The sequence below is a fragment of the Nocardia sp. NPDC059236 genome, from assembly GCF_042754085.1.
Taxonomy (GTDB): Bacteria; Actinomycetota; Actinomycetes; order Mycobacteriales; family Mycobacteriaceae; genus Nocardia.
On the sequence record NZ_JBHZAF010000010.1, the window covers coordinates 89,976 to 109,427 of the forward strand.

The following is a 19,452-nucleotide window of genomic DNA, read 5'->3' on the forward strand; positions in this document are numbered from 1 at the left end:
ACCGCTGCCGGCATGTGCACCCAAACACGACGCTCGATATTGGTCCGCACCCCTTGGCGCAGCGGAGTTGCCGTCATCGCGGAGCCTCATCACAGCAGTGCCGATTTCGCGGATCGCACCACTGGCGACGGCGTCGAGCGGGTGATCCCGATATGTGTCCGCACGACGACGATCGGCGGTTCGTGTCGATCCCGTCCGTGCCGAAGTCGTTGCAGCGTCCTGGACCGTCACCGACGGGCTATCGGGCGACAGTTACGAAACCGACGGTCGCCCGCCACTGCCGAATCCGAGCCGGTGTCCGCGGCAGCCGGAACCGCCGCCGCGGACACGGCGACCGCGGCGAGCGACGCGACACCGATGGCCAGTGCTGTTGTGCTGATAAGCATCTCGTTGCTCGCCCTCGGCGATTCGCGCCGGCGGGGAGCGGGGTACTCCCCCTCGTGCGAGTGACTTGTGCGGCGCGCGCCGCCTGTCATCGGTCGCCGTGCAGACAACGGTCGACGACAGGCGGTTCGGCCGCGGATTCTCTACTTGCTCGGCGCGGGCGCTTGCGCGGGATCTTTGCAGTAGGCGGTTTCGGGCGGGCAGGGGGCGAGGATCGTGGAGAAGTATTGGATCGCGGAGAACAGTGTGATGGGCCCGCCGGCGACGACGAGTCCGGCCATCGTTCCAACGACACCGAGGGTGGCGGCACCCAGGACACAGCCCGCGATGGTGGCGCCGACGAAGGGGACGAGCAGTGCCATGACGGGACTGGTGAGCACGGCACCGGCGGCCGCACCGACCAGACACCCGACGCCCGCGCCGAGTACAGCGCCCAGGACCGCGCTGACGGCGGCGCCGATGGCTGCGCGCTGGGCGAACACGCCGAGGGCTTGGGTGTCACGGGGGGTGAAGGATTCGGCGACCTGGGTGGCGGCCCGATCGGCGGTGATGGTCTGGTCGGGGGTGACGGCCTGCGCGGCCGGCACGGGTTGTCCGGCGGTCTTGTCGGGGGTGAGTGTTGCTGTGCCGCCGTTGATTTGGGCGGCGATCGGGTAGGCGGTATTGTCGATGCGGTAGGTGAGCGGGATCGCGGCAATCGGCCGGTCGGTGGGATCGGTGAGGACGAGTTGGTCCCCCGCGAGTTTCAAGGCTCCGCCGCTGACGGTCAGCAGCGCGGCATCGCCTTGACGCGTGACTTCGTAGTGGACGTCGGTATTTTCGGCGTGGCCGGGTTGCGGGGTGGCGTTGGCGGTCGCGGCGGTCAGCGCGAGGGCGGTCGCGGCGAGCACGGCGGTGGTGGTGGTTTTCCTCATCGGTTGTTTCCTCGGTTCATCGGTGTACTTCCATGGTGGAAGGCTTTGTGTGCGAGACCAGTTCGGTCAGCAGTGCGGTGGCCCGCGGCCACGGCCCGTAGCCGGCGGCGGAGTCGAGGTGCCCGACCGGACCGAGATCGACCGGCCTGCTTCCCAGGTTTCGGCCATCCCGGTCACTCGCCGGACGTTGGCGAACGGGTCGTTGGTGCTGGCCGCGAGAGTGGTTTGGAACGGCAGGCAACCGCGTGTTTTCAGTGGGGTGTGCGGAGTTCGCGTTTGAGGATCTTGCCGGTGGAGGTCATCGGCAGCGCGGACACGAATTCGATCTGGCGGGGGTATTTGTAGGCGGCCATGTGCTGCTTGGCCCACTCGATGAGCGAACTCTCCGACGGTGTCGTGCCGGGCGCGGCGATGACGTACGCCTTGATCTCTTCTCGGTGGCTGTCGTGTGGGATCCCGAACCACGCCAGATTCGGGCACGACAGCGCGACCTTGTCGCCAGGACGGATGTCGTGCGCGGCGAGCAGGTGGGCGATCCGGTTCGCGGCGGCGTCGACCTTGGCATAGGTCAGTCTCTGATCGCCGGCGACGATGGCATCGTGCCCCGGGTGACGGCGGGCTGTGTCTTCGAGCAGCACAGCGAGATCGAGCATGGAAGACCTCACGGAATTGATGGGACCGGATCGGTTGCGGCCGAACAGGGCGGCGTGGTCAGGCGGCCGGACGGTTCGTTTCCAATCGGGCGAGGCGGCGCAGTCCGGCCGGGTAGGCGTATCTGCCGCCGGCCAGGGCGGCGATGGCGCCGACGTAGGTCAGCGGCACCAGGCGCAGGGCGGCGGCGAGCCCGTAACGGTCGGCGAGGAAGCCCACGACCAGCGGTCCGAGCGCGAGTCCGAAGACATTGTTGGCCAGGGTGACCGTGGCGAAGGCGGTCGCCCGCAGGCTTGGATGGGTCAGGCTGGCCACCATCGAACTTGTCGCTCCTGCCGACCCGGCCGCCGTCAATGCGCCCAGCGCCAAGAGGGTCAGCTGCGCGGCACCGGTGCCGAGGCTGAAAGCGACAGTGAGCAGGATCAGCGAGATCGCGCAGTAGACCAGTGCGCTGCCCCATTGCCGTGCTGGGTGTCGGCGGCCGACGCGGTCGGTGAGAATGCCACACACGACCATCCCGGTCCCGATGAGCAGCACATATCCCGAGGCCACAAGTCCGGCGCGGTCGGTGGGCAGGGAGTAGGAGCGGTTGAAGAAGCTGGGCAGCCAGGCCATCAGCACGGCCGCGACGAACAGTTGCAGGCCGCCGCCGATGTAAGCGCACCACACCGACACCGAGGAGAACAGGCTCGACAGCGGTGCCCGCACGGTCGTGCCGGTCGGTGTGGCGGCGGCTCCCCGGGTCGCCGGTGATTCGCCGAAAGTGTGTCGGTCCAAAGCGGATTCGGTGATCAGGACGCGGAACGCACCGACCAGCAGCAGGCCCAGACCGGCCATCAGGGCGAAGGTCCAGCGCCAGCCGATATGTGTGGCGACGACACCGCCCAGCGCGACACCCAGGACCGACCCGAACGAGCCGCCCGCCAGGAACGCACCGCTCAGGGAGGCGCGCAGGTGCGGGGCGAACACGGCCAGCATTACCGCGGCGCCGACGCTGCCATAGGCGGCTTCGCCGACTCCGACCAGGAAACGCGCGCCCAGCATCTGCCCGTATCCGGTGGCGAGCGCACACAGCAGAGTGGCCAGACTCCAGACCGTCGCCATGATCAGCATGCTGCGCACGCGTCCCCAGCGATCCGCCGCCAGGGACAGGGGGAACGCCAGCAGCCCCACCATCAGGGCCACGATGCTGCTCAATGAGCCCAGCCGTGAATCCGACAGTCCCCATTCGTTTTTCAGCAGCGGGAACACCGCCGATAGCACCTGACGGGACATGTAGTCCGACAGCATCAATCCGAAGGTCAGTCCGAACACGACCCACGGGAAGCTCCGTGAGCGGACTCGCGATGGTCCGGCGGCCGTCGCCGACAAGCCGGTGGGAGTGGTGGAGATGTCCATGGCGCTTCCTCGAGCCTGGTGGAACCGACGGACCGGCGCGGCCGGATCCTGTCGACGAACAAATATGCGTGGTGCGCCGGCCGCACCGGGTGCGACCGGCCCACTCACCTGCGAAAGATCAAGCGTGGTGCAGGAATCCGACCTGGCCGGGCTGCCGGTTGGGCGGGTACCCGATCTTGGCCAGCGCGTCGTCGGTGCCGGAGTAGACCTCGTCGAACAGGTAGATGTCGCGCGCCTCCTTGCAGGAGGCCACGCCGCGGCCGAGCTCGTCGGCAATGCGGACCATCTGCTCGATCTGTTCGACCGAGGTGCGTCGTTCGCCCTTGCGGCCCCACAGGTTGTCCTCGATGCCGACTCGGACGTGCTGGCCCAGCGCGATCGCGATGGTGCACATCGGGGTGACATTGCGCATGATCGTTTCGATGGTCAGCACCGCGCCGTCCGGAGTGCGGCGGACGAACTCGAGCAGGTCCGCCGGATGCAGGCCCGCCGCGCCGCCGCCGATCGCCACGTAATTCAGCACCAGCGGGCCGGTGTAGAGGCCGCGCCGGATCAACCGCTCGACGGTCTCGAGCTGATGCACCGAGCCGAGCATGAAATGCGGCTGGATACCCGCCGCGGTCAGTCGGCGCAGATGCTCGAGATAGAACTCCGGCCCAGCCTCGACCACCATGTCGCGATACGCCCTGGCCAGCATCGGGTTCTGCAGCGAGGTGCCCGCGATATCGTCGTCGCTCAGCAACTCCATGACGTTCATCTGGCTGGTGTTGATGGCAATGGTGACCTGATCCGGTTTCGGATCCAGCTCTGCCAGCAGGTGGCGGGTGTCGTAATCCAGCCATTTCGCCTGGTCGCCGCCTTCCGGTGGCGCGAACGAAATCGAACCGCCGACCTGGAGAATCATCTCCGGTACCGCTTCGCGCAGGCGGCCCAGCATCTCGTTGAACAGTTCGAGCCGCTTCGACCCGTGTCCATCGGCTTCCCGCACGTGGACGTGCAGCACCTGTGCGCCCGCGTTGTAGCAGTCCACCGCCTTCTGGATCTGCTCATCCATCGTCACCGGAATGTCGTCGGAATCTCCTGGCAGGAATTCCGGGCCGTAGGGCGCTACCTGGATGACCAGTTTCTCCTGGTTCTCCGGTAGTAGCGAATCGTCGAGATAGTGCATGATCGTCCTTCCTGATTCTGGTGGGTTGCGCGTTGCGGCAGCGGATTCATCGCTGTTGCGCGCGGCGACGCTCGAAGGCGTCGAGTTCTTCGGCGAGCACGGGGACCCCGATGTTGCACGCGTGAATGCCCAGCACACTGGTCAGCTCGAGGACAGCGAGGATCTCCTCGCGGGACACACCGAGCTCCAGGGCGGCGCGAATGTGGCGGCGCACGCCCGGCGAGTACATGTGGGTGCACGCGGCGTCGACCGCGATGCTCAGCAACTCGACGAACTGTGGGGACAGCACGCCACGGCGGACCGGCAGCGTACCCATGGACATGAATTGCTCGGTCCACTCCGGGTCCCAGCCGAACAGCTTGTCCCACAACGGATTCCATGCTCCTTGGGCGCGCATGGCGTCGACGGCGGGGGTGGGCGCGGGCTCGGTGGTCACGGGCAGCTCCTGTGATGCGGTGAACGTGATTGCCGTCACGGTATGCGTGCGCGAGTCATCATGTTTGACTGAGCGGGACCGAAAGCTTGACAATCTGGGACAGCACGAAGGAAGGATGCCGATGGCTCCGATGGTCCGAAGCGCCGTCCTGTCCGGCTATGTCGATTTGACCCTGTCATTGGGAATCGACCCGATGCTGATGTTGCGATCGGTGGGCATCGGCGCCGCAGCGGTCAGCGCCAGCGATACCTGGCTGCCCGCCCCCGCGGTGGATCTGCTGTTGGAACGCACTGCGCGCGAAGCGAACTGCGAGGAATTCGGCCTACACCTGGCCGAGCGTCGCAGCTTGGCCAACCTCGGGCCGGTCGCGCTCGTCGCCCGCGAGGAACCCGATATTCGCAGTGCCCTGCAGATCGTGCTCCGCTATATCTCCCTGCACAATGAGGCGCTGCGCACCCGCCTCACCCAGGCCGACAGTCTGACCACCATTCACGTCCAGGCCGCACCCGGAGCCTCGCTCGGTCGGCAGGCCACCGAGCTCACCGTCGGTGCCACCTGCCGCATCCTGCGAGAGCTCCTCGGCCAGTCCTGGCATCCGCTGTCGGTCTGCTTCACCCACGGCGCACCCGAACAGCGCGGCGATGCCCACCGGATCCTCGGGCCCACAATCGAATTCGAGCAGAGCTTCAACGGCATCGTGTGCTACACCCGCGACCTCGACACCGCCAACCCGCTCGCCGACCCCCTGCTCCGCCCGTATGCCCGTGAATACCTGCGATCCCTGACCCCGGTCGGCGAATCCACCGCCGAGCAAGCGCGCGCCATCATCGAAACACTGCTGCCCACCCATCAGTGCTCGGCCGCCACCGTCGCCGCCCGCCTCGGCATCGACCGTCGAACTCTGCACCGATACCTGGCCCGCAGCGGAGAAACCTTCACCACCCTCCTCGACACCACCCGCCTCGACCTCGCCCACCGCTACCTCACCCACCACGACCGCACCCTCACCGCCATCGCCACCGAACTCGGCTTCTCCGAACTCAGCGCCTTCTCCCGATGGTTCCGCCACCACACCGGCCACAGCCCCACCCACCTCCGCACGCCCCGACTCCGGCAGGACGCAGCTGCGGCCGCGGCTCACCGGAAGCTCCCGGCGGGCTCACAGGGTTCATTGGACTCCGGGGCGCTGAATGGTCAGCGTGACCACATCACTCCAGGACAACCCGCCAGTGGTTCCGCCGCCGCCCGCGGCGCTCCGTGAGACCGGACGGTTCGACAGCAAGACCGTCGAACGCGCCGGTCTGGCCGCGCTACTTATCGCGACGGCGGTGATGTATCTGTGGAACATCACCATCAATGGGATGGGCAATCAGTTCTACGCCGGGGCCGCGTGGGCCGGGTCGAAGAACTGGGAAGCGCTCCTGTTCGGTTCACTGGATCCCGCGAACTTCATCACCGTCGACAAGCCGCCGGTGTCGCAGTGGGTGATGGGGCTGTCGGGGCAGATCTTCGGATTCTCCAGTGCCAGCATGCTGATTCCGCAAGCCCTGATGGCGGTGGCCGCGGTGGGGCTGCTGTACGGCGCGGTGCGGCGGCTGACGGGTAGCCATTACACCGGGCTGCTCGCCGGAGCCGCGCTGGCGTTGACGCCGGTCGCGGCGTTGATGTTCCGGTTCAACAACCCGGACGCGGTCATGGTGTTGCTGATGTTGGCCGGTGCGTACGCCACGGTCCGCGCTCTCGAACGCGCCTCGACCAAGTGGATTCTGCTGGCCGGTGTGGCGCTGGGGTTCGCGTTCCTGGCGAAGATGCTCGAGGGCCTGATGGTGCTGCCAGCACTGGGGCTGGTCTACCTCGTCGCCGCGCCGAATCCGATCCGCGCCCGCATCGTGCAGCTGGTCGGGGCGCTCGTCGCGCTGGTGGTGTCGAGCGGATGGTACGTGCTGGTCACGCTGCTGTGGCCGGCGTCGAGCCACCCGTATCTGGCCGGCTCGACCGACAACAACTTCATGAATCTGGTGCTGGGCTACAACGGCTTCGCCCGCGTGCTCGGGCGCAACCACCGCGGTGCTCCGGGCGGCGGCGCGCCGCACGACCCGACCACCGCGGCACCCGACCTGACCACCGCGGCACCCGATCCGGCCGCCGCGGCGGACACGGCCGGGCAGGCCGGTCCGGGCGGACACGGCGGCGGTGGATTCGGTGGCTTCGGCGGGCAGGTCCGCGGCGTGGGACGCCTGTTCACCGGTGAATTCGGCTTCGAGATCGGCTGGCTGCTGCCGGCCGCGCTGCTGGCCATGGTGCTGGTGCTGGTCTCGCGGGGCCGGGCGCCGCGCACCGACCTGGTGCGGGCGGCCGCGATCCTGTTCGGGCTGTGGATCCTCATCGACGGCGGCGTGCTCAGCTACATGAGCGGCACCGTGCACCCGTACTACTGCCTGTCGATCGCACCGGCCGTGGCCGGCATGTTCGCGGTCGGCATCCACGAGATGTGGACCAGGCGCGACACCATCCTCGGCCGCTTCGGCCTGGCCGCGCTGGTGGCGACCACCGGCGTGTGGAGTTTCGTACTGCTGCACCGCAACAGCGGCTGGTTCCCCGAACTGCGCTGGGCGGTTCTGGCGCTGACCGTCGTGGCGACCGTGCTGCTGGTGCTGCCGTGGGCCCGGAACAACCACCGCCTCGCCGCCGCGGCACTGGCGCTCGGCCTGTTCGCGAGCCTGTCCGGCGCGACCGCCTACTCGATCGCCACCATCGCCACCCCGCACAGTGGCGGCGGTCCGACCGTCGGCCCGGCGAGTGCCGCGGGCGGCCGGGGCGGCGGCTTCGGCGAGTCCCAGCCGAACCAGCAGCTGGCGGCCCTGCTGAAGACGTCCGACTCGACGTGGGCGGCCGCGATCAACGGCTCCTCCGCCGCGGCGGGCCTGGAGTTGCAGACCGACAAGGCGGTCATGGCCATCGGCGGCTTCTCCGGCAGCGATCCCACCCCGACCCTGGCGGAGTTCCAAGCCGATGTGAAGGCCGGCAAGATCGGCTACTACATCGAGCAGAACAACAACGACCGTGGCGGCAACGGAAACGGCAACGGCGACAACGGAAACGGCAACCGTGAGCCCGCCACCCCGGCCGCCGGAGGCGAGCGCAACCGGCCGCAGGGCGGCGGCCAGAACCCCGCCGATCAGCCGACCCGCCAAGGCGCCCAGCCCGAGCAGGGCGCACAGGGCGGCCCGGGCAACCAGGGTGGCTTCGGTCGCAACCAGCACACCGACATCACCGACTGGGTGACCGCGACCTTCACACCCCAGCAGATCGGCAACACCACGGTCTACAAGCTGACCGGCTACACCGGCTAGCCCACCGACCCGAAAGGCCGGGTGCGCAATGGAATCCATTGCGCACCCGGCCTTTCGAGTCCCGGTCGGCCGGGATATCGAACGGCGCACGGTGTGCCGTCCTCGGACCGGGCGTCAGCGCGCAATTGCGCTGAGCGGCGGGCGACTTCGGGATCGGTGCTCACGCCGAGCGCAGCCGCTGGACGGCCAACGGCACTGCGCCCGACCACCATTGCGGATCGGCGGTGCCGTCGGTGGTGCGTCCGTCGCGGTGGACGTAGTGCCGCACATCGCGTCCCGGCGTCGTGAACTCGCCGGCCAGGGCTCGTTCCAGCCATTCGGCGCCGAATCGGAAGACTTCGGCCGCCACGCCTCCCAGCGGATGGAATTCGCCCTCGTAGACGCGAATCTCCTTGGGCGCGCGAACGAGTTCGTAATTGGCGAGCGCCTGTTCGAGTGGGGTCAGCTCGTCGAACTCGCCGATGCCGTACAGCACCGGGCACGCGATATCACCGACCAGATCATCCAGCGGCATCCGGTCCCTCAGATCCCGGTCGAAGGCCGCTTCGTCGTCGTAGCCCGCCATGTACATGTAGTTGTTCTTGAAGGTCGGCTGCGCTTGCTCGAAGATGGTCCGGAAATCGCCGGTCGGCGCCTCGAAGGCCGCCAACGCCGCCAGCCTCGGCTCCGTCGCGGCCGCACGCGATCCCCAATACCCACTCATGCTGATGCCGAACATGCCGATGCGGAGCGGATCCACTTCCGGCAGTTCGCTCAGATAGTCGATGTAATGCCGCACGGCGCGTTCGTAGTTGGTGAGGTCTACGGTCAGGCCGCGCGCCCGGCTCTCGCCCTGCCCAGGACCCTCGATGGACAGCGCGACCATGCCCCGCGAGGTGTAGTACCGCTCGGCCGCGGCGATGTAGTCCTCCTTGATCATGTCCATGCCGGGGCCGAGAATCACCGCCGGAGCCCGATGGACGGGCCCCGCCGGCAGATGCAGCAGTGCGAAGATCTGCTTGCCCTCGAAGTCCAGCGCCACCCGTCGGACCAGTCCGCCGCGCAGTTCCCCCAGCCGTTCGACGCAATGGTTGGCGCGCTCGCGGAACGCGAGTTTGCGTGGATCGGCCGCCTCGAAGATCGAGTACTGGGCCCGGCCCCACATCACGGCCGCCCGGGTGTAGAGGTCGGCGGCGGTGCGTGCGAACCCGTTTCGCTCATGGTGGGCGGCGCGCTCCTCGGCCTGGGCGGCGATGGTCACCCACGCCTTGGGCAGCATCGCCCCGCTCTGCACGAGTTCGAAGACCTTGTCGAAGTCGGTGTGGTCGTGACCGAGTTGCTCCATGGTGCCCTTCGCCTGCGGATGCAGGGCGTCGAATCCGCCCTGGGCGAGGGCGATGTCGAGGGCCCAGTTCTGGCCCAGGGATCGAGTGGTCATGGTGGGTGCTCCTTCAATAAGCTAAGTACTTATCTATTAAGTACTTAGACTAAGCTGCTGTCAACCCCGCACGATCCGCCGACAGGAGACCCACCGTGACCGAAGACCTCGACGCGGACCGCGCGACAGCCCTCGACCTGCTGGCCCGGGCCGCCTACCGGCTCAGCGCGGCGGACTCCCGGCTCCGGGGGCGCGCGACCCGATCCCCGAAGGCGCTGTCGCTCACCCATGCGCGCGCCCTGCGTGCGCTGGCCGACCGCGGGCCGCTCACGATCGGCCAACTCGCTGCCATGGCCGAAACAACCGGCGCCGCAACCACTCAGCTGGTCAACGGCCTGGCCGCGGCGGGATACGTCACCAGGGAACGCCCACCCGGCGACAAACGCTCGGTACTGGTCACGCTGACCGAGGCCGGGCGCATCCGATGCCGCGAGCGCATGACGGCCATGACCGACGCCCTGCGAGACGAACTCGCCGATCAGGACATCGCCGTGCTGAGGTCCGCCACCGAGGTCCTCGACCGGCTCGTCGGGGTCTACGACCAGCTGTGACCGCCGACCCGGAGCAGGCCGGCCGCACCTGTGCCTCGAAGCCGGCGGCCGACTCGTCCGAAACGGCCGCGCGCGTGGCGTTTCGCCGACCCGATAGGCTCGACCCGTTCCTTGATCGGTCATAGCGAAGGAGACCAGGTGACCACGAACCGGATCCGGGTGGGTGTGCTCGGGGCGCGCGGCAAGGTCGGGCAGGCCATTTGTGCCGGGGTCGAGGCGGCCGCGGATCTGGAGCTGGTGGCACAGGTCGACAAGGACGACTCGCTGGAGGCGTTCACGGCCGCCGGAACCGAGGTCGTGGTCGACTTCACGCACCCGGATGTGGTGATGCCCAATCTGAAGTGGCTGGTGGAGAACGGGATTCACGCCGTGGTCGGCACCACCGGCTTCGATGCCGAGCGGCTGGAGCAGGTGAAGGGCTGGCTGGCGGCCAAGCCGGAGGTCGGGGTGCTGATCGCGCCGAACTTCGCCATCGGCGCCGTGCTGAGCATGCGGTTCGCCGAGCAGGCCGCGCGCTTCTTCGACTCGGTCGAGGTCATCGAGCTGCACCACCCGAACAAGGCGGACGCGCCGTCGGGCACCGCCTTCCGGACCGCCGCGCTCATCGCCGCGGCCCGGGAGAAGGCGGGTGTGGGCCGCAGCCCCGACGCCACCAGCCAGGAGCTGGAGGGTGCGCGCGGCGCGGACGTGGACGGCGTGCGGGTGCACTCGGTGCGGCTGGCCGGACTGGTCGCGCACCAGGAGGTGCTGTTCGGCACGCAGGGGGAGACGCTGACCATCCGCCACGACTCGCTCGACCGCACCTCCTTCGTGCCCGGTGTGCTGCTGGGCGTGCGCAAGACGCCGCTGCGCCCCGGTCTCACCGTGGGCATCGACCCGCTGCTCGACCTGTGAGCACGCCCGCCGCGAATCCCGCCGACGGCAACGGCCGCGAGGTCTTCAAGCGGGTCGGTTTCATCGCGGCCCTGGTGGTGGTGCTCGGGTTCTACTTCGTGCTGCTGGGCCGGATCGGGATCGACCTGATCGCCACCGGTAAGCCGGCCGCGGTGGGCCTGGGCATCGGCGTGTTCATCCTGCCGGTGCTGGGCGTGTGGATCGTGGCGACCAGTGTCCGCGCCGCCTTCGCCCACCAGCACCTGGCCCGCCGCATGCACGAGGAGGGCGGCGAGCTGGATGTCTCCGATCTGCCGCGCCGCCCGTCCGGACGTATCGAGAAGGCTGCTGCCGACGCGCTTTTCGAGCGGGTGAAGCAGGAATTCGAGGCGGACCCGCAGAACTGGCGCACCAACTACCGCGCCGCCCGCGCCTACGACTACGCCGGCGACCGCACCCGCGCACGCGAAATGATGAAGCGCGCAGTGGAATTGGAGCGTGGGGACCGGCCCGGGACACGGTAGCCGCGATTTCGCAGGAAACCTGCCGGTAGGTTGCGCCCGGGGTAAAGTCCGCCCGGTGAGGTTCAAGGTGGGTTATGCGCTGGCGATAGCCTGCGCGACGATGGGGTCGCCTGCGGTGGGGTCGGCGATGGCACGCGCGGACGACGCGCCGTCCTGCATCGAGTCGGAGAACGACTACAAACTGGAATGGCAGGTCAGCTGGTCGATCTACGAGGCCGAGCAGCAGAATCCGGCCGACGGCCGATCGGTGACCGAGGTGGATCTGCCGGTCACCATCGCCGCGCCGCTGGACAAGGTGTGGGACGTGTACTCCGATGTCCGCAACGGTCTCGGCCGCCACTCGTTCCTGAAGGACATCATCGTCCACCGCACCTGCGATGACGGTGACACGCAGATCGCGGATTTCACCGCGCTCGAGGATATTCCGATGGGCCCGGTCACCTTCCCCGGGCACACCCAGGCCGAGCAGCGCCTGCACCCGGACGAGCACTACTACACCACCGACAGCTGGGACGTCCCGAATGTGACCACCCACCAGCTGATCACCTTCACCGACAACGGCGACGGCACGACCACCGTCAACGAGCATCTGACCTTCGTCGCCGATGCGGCCCTGATCGACTTCACCGCCGACAACGGGGTGGCCGCGCACCAGGCGACGCAGGAGGGCATCAAGCGCGATATCGAAAGCGGCGCGCTCTGAGGCGGTTTCGCCCCGACGACAGCGAACGACGGTATCGCCCGGCACGCAAATACGGCCCGGAACCTGTTGGTTCCGGGCCGTATTCGTGGTGCCGCCGATGCGTCCGGCGGTACCCCACACCGGAAGGGAGATCCGGGCACCCGTGACGGGCGGGTCCCCGGTGGAGAGTCGGTGTGCGGTTCCGGCCGCACCGGCGTTCACGGTACCGGGGTGATCGTGCAATCACCCCGGGCCACAGTGGTTTTCGGGTTCTCGCGGCCGTCAGGACGCGGGATGCACCGTGCGCCAGTGCTCGGCGATGTCGATGCGCCGCGCCAGCCACACCTTCTCGTGTGACTGCACGTAATCCAGGAAGCGCTCCAGCGCCTTGGCCCGCGCCGGCTTGCCGATGAGGCGGCAGTGCAGGCCGACCGACAGCATCTTCGGCGCACCCGCCGCGCCCTCGGCGTAGAGCACGTCGAAGGCGTCCTTCAGATAGGTGAAGAACTCCTCGCCGTTGGCGAATCCGGCGGGGGAGGAGAAGCGCATGTCATTGGATTCGAGCGTGTACGGCAGCACGAGGTGATCCTGGCCGGCGACCTTCACCCAGTAGGGCAGATCGTCGGCGTAGGAATCGGAGTCGTAGACGAAGCCGCCGTGCTCCACCACCAGCTCGCGGGTCTGCGGCGAATCGCGGCCGGTGTACCAGCCCTTGGGCGCCTCACCGAAGAGCTTGGTGATGATGCGCACCGCCTCTTCCAGGTGCGCGCGCTCGGTCTCGGCATCCACCATCTGGTAGGAGATCCAGCGCAGGCCGTGCGAGCAGATGTCGTAGCCATTGCGCTTGAACGCCGCGACGGCCTCCGGATTGCGCTCCAGCGCCCGCGCCACCCCGAAGATGGTCAGCGGAATATCGCGGGATTCGAACAGTCGCAGCACCCGCCAGAGTCCGGCGCGGGAGCCGTACTCGTAGATGGTCTCCATCGACATGTGCCGGTTCGGGAACGCCGCTGCCGGAACGATATCCGACAGGAACGTCTCCGAGGCCTCGTCGCCGTCGAGGACATTGTTCTCGCCGCCCTCCTCGTAGTTGAGGACGAAGTTGACCGCGATGTTCGCCTCACCCGGCCACTGCGGGTGCGGCGGGTTGGGGCCGTAGCCCACCATGTCCCGCGGGTAGTTCAGATCGAAATCGCTCATGCCAGGTCATTTTCCAGCTCGGCGCGCAGTCGCGCCCGAGCTTCGTCGGTCAGGGTGCCGAAGAGCCGCAGCCGGGCCAGGCCGCCGTCGGGGAAGGCGTCCAGGCGCACCTGCACGACCGCCGCGTCCGCGTCGATCAGGAAGCGGTGGCGGGTGTCGGGCTGCAGGCGGGTGCGGCCCAGCAGTTCGACCTCGGTGCCGTCGGCACGAATGCCGGTGAGGGCGCCCGCGCCCGGGCTGTTGAACAGGAAGTACGAGGTGTCGATCTCGGCGGCGGTGATCACGCCCTCGGCGGCCAGCTGCACCAGCACCCAGTCGTTGGTGTTCTTGTCGCGGCGGCGCGCGGTCTCCCAGCCGTCGCCCATGCTGCGGGCGCGGCCCGGCATGAGCACGTTCTGCGGGTGCGAGAAGAAGCGGTTGGAGCAGTCGGCGACCAGGCCGCCGTTCTCCACCGCGGCCAGGTCGAACGGGCCGGACTCCAGCCAGGCCAGGTCGGGCTTGGCGACGCCGTGCACGCGCAGGCGGGCGATGCCGCCGTCGGGGAACATGCGCAGCCGCACGTGGGTCCAGCGCTTGGGGGAGTCCACGGCGAACGGGTTCTGCGAATCGCCGGACACCTTGGCGCGCTCGACGATCGTGGTCCAGCCCTCGGCGGCGACCATCTCGTCGACCGACGGATTGCCTTCCACCGCAATGGCTTCCACCGACACCTCGGGCGGGTAGTTGCCCTTGAACCATGCGGTGTCCACCACGACGCCCTTGATCACGCCGGGCACGCCCAGGCGGACGATCGCGGTGTCGCAGTCGTCGCCGGCCGGGTGGTCGCCCTCGGCGCTGCGACGGCGGCGGGTCTCCCAGCCGTCGTACACCTGGCCCTTGTGGCCGAAGGTGGCGGGGGAGTAGGTGGCCTGCTCGGGCCGGATCAGGTTCTCCTTCTCGGCGAAGGACTCGTCGTTCGCCCACAGCACGGCGCCACCCAGGGTGCGCACGGCCAGATCGGGAAGCAGCGTGAAATCAACGTCGCTCATAGCGCCGGAATCTTCCTCTCTCGCAATTGATGCAATACCTCGACAGTGGCTTTGGGGGCGATCGCGGTGACCTCGGCGGGTTCGAAGGCGCCGCACTCCAGTCCGCGCAGCACCACGGCCGCCAGCGCCTGCGCGGTGGCCGGTTCGTCCATCACCGCACCGCCCTGGCGATCCAGGTAGCGGCCGATGCGCGGGGCCGCGATGCCCAGGCCTTCGCGGAAGAACGCGAAGGTGGCCAGCCAGCGGGTGACCAGGTGGCCCGCGCCCATGTCCCAGCCCTGGTAGTAGCCCCGCTCGAGCGAGCGGGTGACCAGGCGGAAGTGCCGCGACACCGCCGCGCGCACCTCCGCGTCGGTGCCGATCGGCAGCACCTGGGTGGAGCCGTCGCACACCCACACCCCGGTGGTGGCGGCTGCGGCCTGCATGACCGCCTTGGCGTGGTCGGCGACCGGATGCTCCAGCGACTGGAACTTCGGGGCGATACCGCAGGCGGCGCTGTAATCGTAAGTGCCGTAGTGCAATCCGGTGCAGCGTCCGGCCGAGCGCTGGATCAGCTGGGCGACCGGGGCGGTGCCGTCGGCGGCGATGATGGCCTGCGGGCTCTCGATCTGCAGCTCGAACCGCAGCGATCCGGCGGCCAGTCCGTGGGCCGATTCGATGGCGTCGCACAGCTGCACGGTGAGATCGGCCTGCTCGACATGGCGGATCTTCGGCACGGTGAACACGAAGCCCTCGGGCACGCCGCCCGCGCCCTCGAGGACCTTCTCCAGGGTGCGCACGGCGCGCGCCCACTCCAGGGTGGTGAGGCCCTTCATGCGGATGCCGCGCGAGGACACCCCGGCCGGAAGGGCTTTCAGCACCGCGCCGGCGTGCAGGGCGTCGCGGTCCTCGACCTCGTCGCCGCGGGTGCCGTAGCCGTCCTCGAAGTCCAGCCGCAGGTCCTGGATGGGGCGCTCGCTCAGGGTGCGGAAAACCCGTGCGACGACGTCCGCACCGGCCAGCTCGACCAGCAGCTCGCGCTGGTTCTCGGCGAGTTCCAGTGCGGCCGTGCCCCATTGGGCCGGCAGGTCGATCGAGGCGTCCGCGCCGGAGGCGTACGCGGTGTGCACCGGCTGGCCCGGGCGGTCGCCCGGATAGAGCCGCAGCAGCTCCGAATCCACAGCCTGCAAACGGGATTCGATCCCGTTCCATGTCTCCGGTGGCAGCGTCACGCCTGAGCCTCCTGTTCTTCGATGCCGAAATCGGCGAGCAATCCCACATACGCCTTCGGTAGTGGGGCCGCGAATTCCCCGCGGCCGGACTTACGCAACTTCATGGTGACCAGCGACTGCACGGTCAGCGTGGCGGCGGCGACGCCGTCCACCACGGGCACCCCGACCTCCTCGGTCAGGTACTCGCACAGATCCGCCATCCCCGCGCAGCCGAGCACGATGGCGTCCGAGTTGTCGGCCAGCACGGCCTCGCGGCAGGCGTCGGCGATGATCTTGCGCGCCTCGGGATCCTCGAGTTCGAGCACCGGGATCTCGCAGGCGTGCACGTTCGCGCAGAACCGTTCCAACCCATAGCGTTCCGCCAGCTCCCAGGCCCGGCCGGCGGTGCGGCCGAGGGTGGTGACGACGCTGAATTTCCGGCCCAGATGGCTGGCCGCCTGCATGGCCGCCTCGGCGATGCCGATCACCGGGCCGCGCGCCAGCTCGCGTGCGGCGTCCAGGCCGGGATCGCCGAAACAGGCGATGACGTAGCCGTCCACGCCCACGGCCTCGCCGCGCGCGATCTCGGCCAGCAGGCCGGGCACGGCCAGCGCCTCGTCGTAGTGGCTCTCGATGGAGGCCGGGCCCATGTCGGGGTTGACGGCGTCGACCACCGTGCCGGGCGCGGCGACCAGGCGCGCACTGTCCCCGATGAGCGCCGTCATCGCGGCGGTGGTGTTGGGATTGATGACCCGGATCCGCATGGATCCACGCTATCGAACAGAAATGGCTCCGGCGTTGCTTGAACCGTATATGTTCGAAAGCCCCAGGCTCAGGGGTTATATATCTTCTTCACCTGCGGGTTCGGCGAACAAACCGGTGTCCGTGGGTAGATGCGAGAGGACGCCGTTCAGGCGTGCGTGATGCCCCTCGGTGGCCGTCAGCAATGCTTCAGCATCCCTTGCGAGGAAGGCCTGCAGCTGCTTGCTGTGGTCGGCGTGCAGCACCACGCGATCCATGGTCGACACATGCACCATGGGCTGCACGGGTTCGGTGATGTTCCAGGCGTATTCGAGCATGTGCACCACGCGCGGCATGCCCGACGGGCGCACCAGGGCCAGGTGGAAGTTGCGGGTCTCGCGGTGATAGGCCACCGCGTTCTCGGTGAGCACCGCCTGCTCGAGGCGGGCGTGGATCTCGCGGGCCAGCTGATGATCGGCCTCGGTGGCATTGTGCACGGCCGCGGCCAGCGCGGCGGACTCCAGGCGCTCGCGCACGATGTACAGCTCGCGCAGCTCGTCGGCGGTCAGCATGGTGACCTGGTAGCCGAAGTTGGGCCGGTGCTCGACCAGGCCCTCGCCGATCAGGGTCTGCAGCGACTCGCGCACCGGGATGGCGCTCACGGTGAATTCGCGTGCGATCTCGCCCAGGGGCAAACCGGTACCCGGCGGCAGGTTTCCCTCCAGGATCAGCCGACGCAATTCGCCGAGAATCTCCTGCTGGGAGTAGCCGCGGCGGGCGTCCAGCGGCGGGTTGAGCTGGGGCAAACGGGGTAGGCGGGGGCGAGAAGGCACGGACCCAACCCTAGCCCTACGCGTAACCGGGTTCACAGCCGTCACCGATTGTGAGCCATTTCGCGGCGGTTGCCCGGCCGCGTGTGGGTCAGCTCTCGTCGGTGTCGTAGCCCAGGGCCTTTAGTGAAAGCCGGTGCAGGGTATCCCTTTCCGCCGGGGTCAGGCGGGCGAGCAGCACATCGGTGGCGGCGGCGATCTTCGCATCGGTCTCCGCGCGGACCCGATTGCCGGCGGCGGTGATAGCCAGCCGGTATTTCCGACGGTCGTGCGGATCGCGGGTGCGGGTGACCAGACCGGCCTTCTCGAGGCTGTCGATCAGCCGCACCACTTCGCTGCGGTCGATCTCCAGGACGTTGGCCATCTCCTGCTGGGAGATCTCACTGCTCTCGGCGAGGTAGGTGAGCACCCAGTGCTCGCGCAGAGGTGTCCCGAGGTGGGAGTGCATCGCCTTGTGCAGCTTGCCCAGTGCGTAGGTCGGGTGGCGCAGCAGGCTCGGCGGGTGGGCCTCGGCCGGGACGGAAGGTTCTTCGAGCACCCGCTGATTATATCTATTGTTGAGTGCCTCAATCATTGATACTGTCTGCAATTGAGTTGCTCATCAACTATTGAAGGAGAGGTCCGATGACGCAAATGCGTTCGGACACCAGGACATCCGGTGCCGGGGGAGCGCCCGCCCGGGCTCCCGTACCCGCCGATTCCGACAAGATCCCCGCGCATGTCTGGCGCACCGCCGGCGTGGTGGTGTTCGGCGCGGTCATGGGCATGCTGGACACCTCGCTGGTCAATATCGGGCTGCACACCATCGGCGCGGATCTGGGTGCGTCGCTGGCCACGATCCAGTGGGTGGCGAGCGGATACCTGCTGGCCCTCGGTGTTTCGCTCACCGTGTGCGGCTGGCTGGCGCGGCGGGTCGGCGTGACCCGGCTGTGGATGGGGGCGCTGGTCGCCTTCACCCTGACCTCGGCGGCGTGCGCCTTCGCGCCGAGCGCGGGGTGGCTGATCGGAATGCGCGTCCTGCAGGGACTTGCGGCGGGACTCATGATCCCGGCCGGGCAGACCATCCTGGGTCAGGCGGCCGGGCCGCAGCGCATGGGCCGGGTCATGGGTGTGGTCGGCATCGCGGTGGTGGGCGCGCCCGCCATCGGGCCGACCATCGGCGGGCTCATGCTCGCGCACTGGAGCTGGGAGTGGTTGTTCCTCATCAACATTCCGTTCGGACTGGCCGGATTGGCACTGGGGCTGCGGTATCTGCCGCGGACCAGCGGGGTGGCGACACAGCCGCTCGACGTGATCGGAGTGGTGCTCGCGGGCGGCGGCGTATCCGCGGTGGTGTACGGGTTGTCCGAGGTCGGGACCACGGGGTCGGTGACCTCGCCGTCGGTGTGGCTGCCCGTCGTGCTCGGGCTCGCGGGCGTGGCCGGATTCATCACCCGTGCGCTGCGCGGTGAACGGCCGCTGCTGGACATCCGGATGTTCGGCAACCACGCCTTCCGGGCCGCCACCAGCGCCAGCTTCTTCGCGGGCGGCGCCATGTTCGGCGTGATGGTGTTGCTGCCCTTGTACTTCCAGGTGCTGCACGGCACCGGGCTCATTCGCACCGGCGTCGATCTGCTCAGCTACGGCCTGGGCGGCATCATCATGCTGCCGCTGGGCGGACGGCTGACCGACCGGTTCGGCGGCGGCCGGGTAGCGGTGCTCGGCAACCTCGCCATCGCCTGCGCCGTACTGCCGCTCGCGTTCCTGCCGGTCGGCGCGAACGGAATCCTCATCCAATTCCTGCTTTTCGCGGGCGGTATGGCCACCGGTGTCGGTGCCATGCCGCTGGTCTCGGCGGCGTATGCGGCCGTCCGGCACGAGCAGCTGCCCGACGCCACGGCCTTCGTGAACATCCTGCAGCGGGTGGGCGGCGCCGTCGCGGTGGCGCTGGTGGCCGTAATCGTCTCCCGGGCAACGTCATCCGGCTGGGCGCCGGTGTCCGGCTACCACCTCGCCTTCGGGGTCCTCGCCGCTCTCTCGGTGGCTGCGTCCGCAGCGTCGCTCGTCCTGTACCGGCTGCAGCGGCGGGTGAAAGCGGCTGCCGGCGAACCGGTTCCCGCGCGACAATGAACA

At 68.5% G+C, this 19,452-nt stretch carries 20 protein-coding genes; 7 read left to right on the forward strand and 13 right to left on the reverse strand.

Annotated elements, in window-relative coordinates; genetic code table 11:
- Positions 1-527: 527 nt before the first annotated feature.
- The 6 genes from ACFXIV_RS25960 to ACFXIV_RS25985 form a co-directional block, all read right to left on the reverse strand.
- A complete protein-coding gene (locus tag ACFXIV_RS25960; RefSeq protein ID WP_379398419.1) occupies positions 528-1,298 on the reverse strand; it encodes a hypothetical protein in 771 nt (256 codons plus the stop codon).
- Positions 1,299-1,314: 16 nt separating this feature from the next.
- Positions 1,315-1,539 (reverse strand): alpha/beta hydrolase, encoded by a 225-nt coding sequence (locus ACFXIV_RS25965; protein ID WP_379398421.1) that lies wholly within the window; start codon positions 1,537-1,539, stop codon positions 1,315-1,317.
- Positions 1,540-1,549: 10 nt separating this feature from the next.
- Positions 1,550-1,951 (reverse strand): AMP-binding protein, encoded by a 402-nt coding sequence (locus tag ACFXIV_RS25970; RefSeq protein ID WP_379398423.1) that lies wholly within the window; start codon positions 1,949-1,951, stop codon positions 1,550-1,552.
- A gap of 58 nt (positions 1,952-2,009) precedes the next feature.
- A complete protein-coding gene (locus tag ACFXIV_RS25975) occupies positions 2,010-3,347 on the reverse strand; it encodes an MFS transporter (protein WP_379398425.1) in 1,338 nt (445 codons plus the stop codon).
- A gap of 118 nt (positions 3,348-3,465) precedes the next feature.
- Entirely contained in the window at positions 3,466-4,515 is a 1,050-nt protein-coding gene (locus ACFXIV_RS25980) for a 3-keto-5-aminohexanoate cleavage protein (RefSeq protein ID WP_379398427.1), read from the reverse strand.
- 46 nt (positions 4,516-4,561) lie between these two features.
- On the reverse strand, positions 4,562-4,951 hold the full coding sequence (locus ACFXIV_RS25985) for a carboxymuconolactone decarboxylase family protein (protein WP_379398429.1): 390 nt from the start codon (positions 4,949-4,951) through the stop codon (positions 4,562-4,564).
- A 121-nt stretch (positions 4,952-5,072) separates the two neighbouring features.
- On the opposite strand from ACFXIV_RS25985, the gene ACFXIV_RS25990 reads away from it, so the two are divergent.
- A complete protein-coding gene (locus ACFXIV_RS25990) occupies positions 5,073-6,212 on the forward strand; it encodes an AraC family transcriptional regulator (protein ID WP_379398431.1) in 1,140 nt (379 codons plus the stop codon).
- Positions 6,142-8,304 (forward strand): ArnT family glycosyltransferase, encoded by a 2,163-nt coding sequence (locus tag ACFXIV_RS25995; RefSeq protein WP_379398433.1) that lies wholly within the window; start codon positions 6,142-6,144, stop codon positions 8,302-8,304. Before ACFXIV_RS25990 ends, ACFXIV_RS25995 begins: the two co-directional genes overlap by 71 nt.
- Positions 8,305-8,464: 160 nt before the next feature.
- Here the strand turns inward: ACFXIV_RS25995 and ACFXIV_RS26000 are convergent, their stop codons facing one another.
- Positions 8,465-9,721 carry an alpha/beta hydrolase gene (locus ACFXIV_RS26000; protein WP_379398435.1) on the reverse strand — a complete coding sequence of 419 codons (1,257 nt, stop codon included), beginning with the start codon at positions 9,719-9,721 and terminating at the stop codon, positions 8,465-8,467.
- A 95-nt stretch (positions 9,722-9,816) separates the two neighbouring features.
- On the opposite strand from ACFXIV_RS26000, the gene ACFXIV_RS26005 reads away from it, so the two are divergent.
- The 4 genes from ACFXIV_RS26005 to ACFXIV_RS26020 all read left to right on the forward strand — a co-directional run bounded on the left by ACFXIV_RS26005 (position 9,817) and on the right by ACFXIV_RS26020 (position 12,372).
- A complete protein-coding gene (locus ACFXIV_RS26005) occupies positions 9,817-10,272 on the forward strand; it encodes a MarR family winged helix-turn-helix transcriptional regulator (protein ID WP_379383684.1) in 456 nt (151 codons plus the stop codon).
- Positions 10,273-10,410: 138 nt separating this feature from the next.
- Positions 10,411-11,166 carry a 4-hydroxy-tetrahydrodipicolinate reductase gene (gene dapB, locus ACFXIV_RS26010; RefSeq protein ID WP_379398437.1) on the forward strand — a complete coding sequence of 252 codons (756 nt, stop codon included), beginning with the start codon at positions 10,411-10,413 and terminating at the stop codon, positions 11,164-11,166.
- Positions 11,163-11,669, forward strand: coding sequence for a hypothetical protein (locus ACFXIV_RS26015; RefSeq protein WP_379398438.1), 507 nt, complete (start codon positions 11,163-11,165; stop codon positions 11,667-11,669). Before dapB ends, ACFXIV_RS26015 begins: the two co-directional genes overlap by 4 nt.
- A 55-nt stretch (positions 11,670-11,724) precedes the next feature.
- A complete protein-coding gene (locus ACFXIV_RS26020) occupies positions 11,725-12,372 on the forward strand; it encodes a hypothetical protein (protein WP_379398440.1) in 648 nt (215 codons plus the stop codon).
- Between the two features lie 261 nt (positions 12,373-12,633).
- Here the strand turns inward: ACFXIV_RS26020 and puuE are convergent, their stop codons facing one another.
- From puuE to ACFXIV_RS26050, 6 genes are all read right to left on the reverse strand, one after another.
- On the reverse strand, positions 12,634-13,551 hold the full coding sequence (gene puuE, locus ACFXIV_RS26025) for an allantoinase PuuE (protein ID WP_379398442.1): 918 nt from the start codon (positions 13,549-13,551) through the stop codon (positions 12,634-12,636).
- Positions 13,548-14,579 (reverse strand): allantoicase, encoded by a 1,032-nt coding sequence (gene alc / locus ACFXIV_RS26030; protein WP_379398444.1) that lies wholly within the window; start codon positions 14,577-14,579, stop codon positions 13,548-13,550. The genes puuE and alc overlap by 4 nt, the downstream gene beginning before the upstream one ends.
- A complete protein-coding gene (locus ACFXIV_RS26035) occupies positions 14,576-15,790 on the reverse strand; it encodes a DUF6986 family protein (protein WP_379398446.1) in 1,215 nt (404 codons plus the stop codon). The genes alc and ACFXIV_RS26035 overlap by 4 nt, the downstream gene beginning before the upstream one ends.
- Entirely contained in the window at positions 15,787-16,533 is a 747-nt protein-coding gene (locus ACFXIV_RS26040; RefSeq protein ID WP_379398448.1) for an aspartate/glutamate racemase family protein, read from the reverse strand. Before ACFXIV_RS26040 ends, ACFXIV_RS26035 begins: the two co-directional genes overlap by 4 nt.
- Before the next feature lie 75 nt (positions 16,534-16,608).
- Entirely contained in the window at positions 16,609-17,343 is a 735-nt protein-coding gene (locus ACFXIV_RS26045; protein ID WP_379398450.1) for a GntR family transcriptional regulator, read from the reverse strand.
- An 88-nt stretch (positions 17,344-17,431) separates the two neighbouring features.
- Entirely contained in the window at positions 17,432-17,878 is a 447-nt protein-coding gene (locus ACFXIV_RS26050; protein WP_379398452.1) for a MarR family winged helix-turn-helix transcriptional regulator, read from the reverse strand.
- Between the two features lie 86 nt (positions 17,879-17,964).
- Here ACFXIV_RS26050 and ACFXIV_RS26055 point away from each other — a divergent pair, with 86 nt between their 5' ends.
- A complete protein-coding gene (locus ACFXIV_RS26055) occupies positions 17,965-19,449 on the forward strand; it encodes a DHA2 family efflux MFS transporter permease subunit (RefSeq protein WP_379398454.1) in 1,485 nt (494 codons plus the stop codon).
- Positions 19,450-19,452: the final 3 nt, after the last annotated feature.